2 protein-coding genes are annotated in these 4,083 nt (G+C 55.8%); both read left to right on the plus strand.

Annotation, left to right across the window (positions count from 1 at the left end):
* Positions 1–323: 323 nt before the first annotated feature.
* Positions 324–1,661 (plus strand): TIR domain-containing protein, encoded by a 1,338-nt coding sequence (locus tag EPO09_RS00710; protein WP_290639189.1) that lies wholly within the window; start codon positions 324–326, stop codon positions 1,659–1,661.
* Between the two features lie 614 nt (positions 1,662–2,275).
* The gene (locus EPO09_RS00715; RefSeq protein ID WP_290639191.1) at positions 2,276–4,075 is read left to right on the plus strand and encodes a 3'-5' exonuclease; all 1,800 of its coding nucleotides are present in this window, start codon (positions 2,276–2,278) and stop codon (positions 4,073–4,075) included.
* Positions 4,076–4,083 lie beyond the last annotated feature (8 nt).

Here is a 4,083-nt window from a genome sequence, read left to right on the forward strand (position 1 = left end):
CTTGATAGTGCCTGAGGTCAGAAAGCCGGGAGAAGTGCCAGACTGGCCTCGTACCTCCAAGAGTGGGCGAGCCAATTTCTGGGTGACCTGTCTCTGCAACTGACAGTTCTGCGACCGTATACGGAGTATGTTGTTGAGCGTCTGCTGTAGTGCCCCATTTTCAACCAAGCGATTGACTGCCTTATTTCCCGTACGGTGAGTCGATCTGAGTCGTATGATGAATTGGCAATTTTGCTTGAGGACCGCGGCAGGTCTGCCTTGCAAACTAGCCGTCTGGCCCGCTCATGGCAAACTGGGGCACAACTTTGACCTAGCCCTGATCTATGTCTGATCTCCACTCCGCGCTGAAGACATCTGTCGATGCCCGAGCCAGCAAGAACGGCTTTGAATTTCTGAAGGCGTGCCTTCAACATGGTAAAGACAAGTTTGAGTACACCTTGCATGCTCGGCCGACGATGTTCTCAACTGCCGGGATGCAGCGCACCGATTTTCTGCGAGTCCTAGGGTTCACTCGCCAAGGATGCGCGTTCCACTCCAGTGAAGCCTACTGCGGCCCTTCGAATGCCGACACTGATGTTGCGGCCGTCACGGATGCTGTGGCTGACGCTTATGCAAAGTACGAAGCTGCCGACCGTCATTTAGAAGCATGCGGGCTTGGCCTGGTGCATCCAGAGGGCTGGGGCTACTTCTACGGCAAACCATCTGGTGTGAGCCACCAGAGGGGCCATGCTCACTGCCGCGGCAATGGTCACGTTGCCCCGAAGGCAGAGCGCATGAAGCAGGCCGAGGACGAGCATTTCCACTACGCGCTGTCGTGGATCGACGGCGCAGGCGATAAGGGCTGGACGACCCACTACCGGCCCAAGCACATGCCCATGTCCCAAGAGTTTGCCGGCGCACTGGAGTTCATCGGCGGGTTCAACACGTTCGGCGAGTGTCCAGAGTTCGACTTCGAATCGTGCTGGTGGCGCTTCATGGAATTCCGCAACGAGGGGGGCGGGCCGTTCGGCTCCAACGCTGAGTTTGCGCACAGGTGTTTTGATGCCCATGTGAAGAACTTTGGTCCGGGCATTCGCAACCTACTGGAAGCCCATGCCATCTTGGGCACTGTTGGTTTACGCTTGCTTCCGCAGCCAAGGGTGGCAACAGTACGGGCCGCGCCACGAGCTCCGGTCAGCAGCGCGCGCACCAGTAGCCCGGCTTCAAGCGTGGCAAGTCTTTCGCCGGCGGCTCAAGCCGACGGATTCAGATACGACGTGGCGTTCTCGTTCGCGGGGACGGAGCGGGAGACTGTTGAGGCCATCGCCAAAAAGGTTCGAGATGCCGGCTTCAATGTCTTCTATGACAACTTCTATCCCGAGCAACTGTGGGGAGAGGACCTGGCGGCCAAGTTTGACCGGATCTACAGACGCGAGTCGCGGTTCTGCATCATGTTCGTTTCGCGCGAATACAAGGATCGGATCTGGACTACGCACGAGCGGCGTAGCGCGACCGCGAGAGCGCTGGCTGAGCGAGGCGAGGCATACATCCTCCCGGTATACGTCGAACAAGTCGACATCGACGGGCTACCGCCCACACTTGGTCACGTGAGCTTGGCCGAGAGGTCTGCAGATGAGGTAGCAGACCTGCTTATCCTCAAGCTGAGCGCTGGGAGGCCCTAAGCTGAACTCTGCAACCGCAATCGCGATGTTTCCCCAAAGGACATTTGGGCATTTGCTATTGAGCTAGGTGCCATTGACAGCAAAATCTGAAACGACTGGTGCGGCGGCCAACTTGGGTTGGCTACACAGCTATTCCCAAGCGTCTGCCACGTCGCGGGGTTTTGTATCCACGACTGACCGTTTCCGGGTAGGCAATCTGGCGGTTGCGAACGGCAGCTATGGGGCTAACGCCTGCAAGTGGTCTTGGTTGGCCGGCCGAGGACAGTGCTATCCCACAGATCAGTCGCTTAAGGCAATCCGTCCGGATTGCGACCAACGTTCGCAGTGGGCGCATCACACATCACTAGCCCTTCATCATCGACTGCGCGGCCAATCAATTCATGCGGCGCGTTCCAATTCAAAGACAGTCCCATTTTCGTAATCATGAAGCCGGCGATGGTCTCGGCCTGTGGGTCAAAGAGGCTGTCACGATCTCGCGACAGCCTCTCATGTGAATTGCCAGAGGTCTGCCTCTTCATTACGCAATGGATGGCTATCATTTCCGCCATCACTATTCATCCAGGGCCCTCCATATGGCGACACTCCTAACGCCGTTGTCTAGCTGCGTTTCCCGCATGGAACGCGGAGAAAAGCGATTTGCCGAACGACTGGTGGACGTGCTCGACGAGGAATACCTCGTTTGGTACGACATACCTTTCGGACCGAATAAGGACCATCCTGACTTTGTTGTGTTCAACAAGGACAAAGGGCTGCTGGTGCTGGAGGTCAAGGACTGGTCTTTGAAGACCATTGCGTCGGTCGGCACAGACAGGTGGACCATCAATGAGTTAGATGTCTGCGGCAAATTAATCGAGAAATCTGTAAGCAGTCCATTCGCTCAGGCTCGGCAACACATCCACGCGGTGGTGGATCATCTCAAAAGGGATCGCTTGTTGCATCAGACTGGTCGCTATCGCGGCCAGTTGATCTGTCCATGGGGATGGGGAGTTGTACTGACCAATATCTCTCGTAAGCAGTTTCTAGCTGAGGCTTTGAACGAGGTGATCCCGGCGCACCTTGTCATCTGCAAGGACGAGATGATAGAAGCCGTGGACCACGTGCAGTTCGAGAATCGAATCGTCGCCATGTTGCCATACAAGGCACAGGAAGCGATGAGCGAAGAGCAGGTCCATCGGATGAGGTGGATGCTGCATCGAGAGATGCGGGTCGGCGAGCAGGCGTCATTCTTTGGCGCTGATGATGAGCCACCCAGCACCATGAAAGTACTGGATCTCGTTCAGGAGCAGCTTGCCCGAGGGCTGGGCGAGGGGCACCGGGTTATCCACGGTGTGGCAGGGTCAGGCAAGACCATGATCTTGAGCTATCGCGCTTCCTATCTTGCACAGGCGAAGTCAGCCAAACCGATTTTGGTCATCTGCTTCAATGTTCCGCTGTCTGCAAAAATCAGGCGCATGTTGAAGGCCAGAGGGGAGATCGATAACATCGAAGTCATCAACTTCAACAAGTGGTGCAGGCGGTGGCTTGTCAAATGCAACATTCCACTTCCCAAAAAACCGAATGTCAGCGACTTCCATCGTGAGGTGGTAGCGCTGTTCTTACAAGAGTTTGAAGCTGGATGTATCCCCGCTCACGCATATCAGGCGGTTCTGATTGACGAGGGACATGATTTCGCGCCTGAGTGGCTGGGCGTGCTGGCAAAGATGGTTGACCCAGTCAGTAACTCTCTGCTGCTTCTATATGACGACTGTCAATCAATCTATCCACGAGAAAGAACACGTCAGTTCAGCTTTCTAAGCGTCGGTATCCAGGCACGCGGTAGAACGACGATACTGGACATCAACTATCGCAACACCCGGCAGATCCTCCAGTTGGCCAGCGTGATCGCGCGCGACCTTCTTTCACCACAGTCCACGGATGAAGACGGCGTACCCATTTTGAAGCCGGTCGGCTGCGGCAGAGACGGTGAAAGCCCTCGCGTGTTCTTCCTGTCATCCCCGCAAGCAGAGATCGACAAGATCGTGGACCTGATGGCTGCTGCCCATCGGGAGGGACATGCTTGGGCTGATATGGCGGTGCTGTGTAGGGCGCACTGGCAAGTGGAGAAATGCAAGCAAGCACTTCACGATCGAGGTTTCCCCATCACGGAAGACATAAGCAGTGATGACTTCGTTGATGCTATCTCGGTGATGACAATGCACGTCAGCAAGGGGCTGGAGTTTCCAGTCGTGGCCTTGTGTGGAGTTGGCGGAATGCCGGTTCAGGGCACAAATGAAAAAGACGAGGCAAAGGTCTTCTATGTGGCAGCCACACGGGCGACCAACAAACTGTTTGTTCCGGTGGGCGGCAACGGGGAATTCGGTAAGCTGCTGAAGGCATACGTGGATGCTCCCTTTTCGGAAGAGCAAGTAGCATGACTTTTGAA

Source organism: Aquabacterium sp. (assembly GCF_004297345.1).
Classification (GTDB): domain Bacteria; phylum Pseudomonadota; class Gammaproteobacteria; order Burkholderiales; family Burkholderiaceae_C; genus Aquabacterium.